Source organism: Rhodococcus sp. CX (genome assembly GCF_015865005.1).
GTDB lineage: Bacteria > Actinomycetota > Actinomycetes > Mycobacteriales > Mycobacteriaceae > Rhodococcus.
Window position 1 is genome coordinate 4,277 of the sequence record NZ_JADZGH010000229.1, and the last position, 2,373, is coordinate 6,649.

The window sequence follows — 2,373 nt, forward strand, 5'->3', positions numbered from 1 at the left end:
TGACAGCGAAGAAGATCCCTTCGAGCGGGCGGGCGGTCCCGTCCGTCCAGCGCCGGTCGGATTCCGCGGCCGCACCGTCTGCGCCGTCGACGACGGCGAGCACCGCTCCCCCGGCGAGCGCCGGGTCGGTCCAGCGGGAGCGCAGGGCGGCGAGCACCGCGCTCGGCGTGGTGCTCCCGGACGCATACGCCGCCAGGAGGTCGCGGACCCCGAGTTCATGGAGCGGCACGTCTACCGACACAGCGTCCGTGGGGGCGGGTATCGGGGGTTGCGAGACCGGGCTCGACGCCAGCAGCGCTACGGAATGCGCGGGCTCGCAGGGGGGCCCGTCCGGCACCGGCTCGAGCGGCACGAGCCGGGACGCGTCGAGCAGCGGCGCCATGTCGACGCGAGCCTGCGGCAGCAGGTCGTCGACGGTGGTGGCCGCGGTCGCGGTCAGGTCGGGATAGTCGGTCGCGGTCATCCGACCACCTCCTTCGGGACAGCGGACGGACGCGGGAGCGGCGCGGCGCGCACGGTCCCGTCGGTGAGGTCGGCGAGCAGGCGCAGCACGTCGGGGCGGCGGTCGCGGGCCAGCGGGAACGACGCCCGGCGCGCGGGCACGGCATCGAGGTCGATGGTGACGCGTAGGGTCTCCCCCGAACTGTGGGCCGGAGCCTGGGCGACGATCTCACCGCTCGGGGAGATCACGCAGGACAGCCCGAAGTAGTCGACGGTCACACCGTTGAGGGTTTCGGGGCCGCCGCGGTTGGCAGCGATGATCCAGGTCTGCGATTCCAGTGCACGGGTTTGCAGTTCGGCGAGGAACAGGTCTTCACGGCTGCCGAGCGACGAGACGATCGCGAGCATCACTTCTGCGCCGAGTGCGCGCGCGACCGCCCAATATTCGGGGAAGGTGCGGTCGTAGCAGATGACGCAGCCGAAGCGGGTGCCGAACGCGTCGACGGTGGCCGGTGCCTGTCCGGGCGAGAAGTGGTATTTCTCGTCGATGTCGACGTCGCCGACCTTGCTCGCGGGCAGCGACAGCTTGCGATAGGCCGGCACGCTTCCGCCGTCGGGGGTGCGCCACGTGAGCACCTCGCCGGTCGGGTCGATCAGCACGACGGAGTTGTGGGTGACGTCGTGGTCGGTGCGCTCGAACATGCCGAAGGTGATGGCGCAGCCCAGTTCTCGTGCGAGGTCGCCGAAGAGATCGGTGGCGTCTCCCGGGATCGTCTGTGCCCACGGGGTGCGGTCGACGTCGTGGCTCGTGCAGAAGTAGGGGGTGGTGATCAGTTCCGGGAGGACCACCAGGTCGGGTGTGCTGCCGTCGTCTGCGGGTGCCGCCGCGGTGCGGACGAGTGCGGCGAGCCTGGCCAGGTTGCCGAGGAGGTCCTCGGTCAGTTCGCCGGCCTGCACGATGGCGACGTCGAGGGTGCGCGAAGTCAAAGAGGAACCTCCGGGGAGAAATGGGGACGGGTGGGAGCGCGGCCTGCTGCACGCGCTCCCACCCGTCGTTCGGGGTCAGGCCGCTTCGGCCGCGATGGTGTTGCGGCTCTTCATGAGCGGCTGGATACGGGTACCGAAGTTCTCGATGCCCTGCACGAAATCGTCGAAGGTGAGCATGATGCCCTTGATGCCGTCGATCTCGGCGACCTCGTCGAGCATCTTCGCCACCGTCTCGTACGACCCGACGAGGGTGCCCATGTTGAAGTTCACTGCACCCTCGGGCAACGAGATGGTCTTGGCGGTGGACGCGTCGTCGGCGGTGGCGTCGGCCGCGGACTGGCCGGCCATGTAACCGAGGGCCTCGAGGTCGGCGTTGTCGTGGTAGTCCTGCCACTTCGCCTGCGCCGCTTCGTCGGTCTCGTCCGCGATGATCATGAACAGGGTCAGCGCACCCACGTCCCGGCCCGTGGTCGCGGCCGCATCGACCAGCGTCGTGACCGAGTCGGAGATCGCGGTCGGGGTGTTGATACCGGTGCCCATGATGAAGTTGAAGTCGGCCATCTCGGACGCGAACTTCATCCCGCTCTTGGACTGTCCGGCCGCCACGATCGGGACGCCGCCGCCGGTCGGGCTCGGCGACAGGACGCACTCGTCCATCGTGTAGTGCTCGCCCTTGAAGTTGCTGACACCGTCCGCCCACAGCTGCTTCATGACCGTGACGTACTCGGTGGCCTGCGCGTACCGGTAGCCGAAGTACTCCTCCCCCGGCCACAGACCCATCTGCGTGTATTCGTTGGGGGCCCAACCGGTCACGATGTTGACACCGAAGCGGCCGGGAGCGATCGAATCGATCGTCGAGGCCATGCGGGCCACGAGCGCCGGCGGCAGGGTCAGGATCGCGGTCGAGGCGAACAGCTTGATCTTCTCGGTCACCGCGGCGAGACC

General features: G+C 69.1%; 2 protein-coding genes and 1 pseudogene. All 3 read right to left on the minus strand.

Annotation, left to right across the window (positions count from 1 at the left end; translation table 11 throughout):
• Positions 1-463, minus strand: a pseudogene (locus I0Q12_RS25490) (amidase); the annotation flags it as partial.
• Complete coding sequence (locus I0Q12_RS25495) at positions 460-1,428, minus strand: carbon-nitrogen hydrolase family protein (protein ID WP_197255924.1); 969 nt, start codon at positions 1,426-1,428, stop codon at positions 460-462. The gene I0Q12_RS25495 and the pseudogene I0Q12_RS25490, both read right to left, overlap by 4 nt.
• Before the next feature lie 75 nt (positions 1,429-1,503).
• Positions 1,504-2,373: LLM class flavin-dependent oxidoreductase (locus I0Q12_RS25500; RefSeq protein WP_197255926.1), on the minus strand; the 870-nt coding region annotated here is incomplete at its 5' end.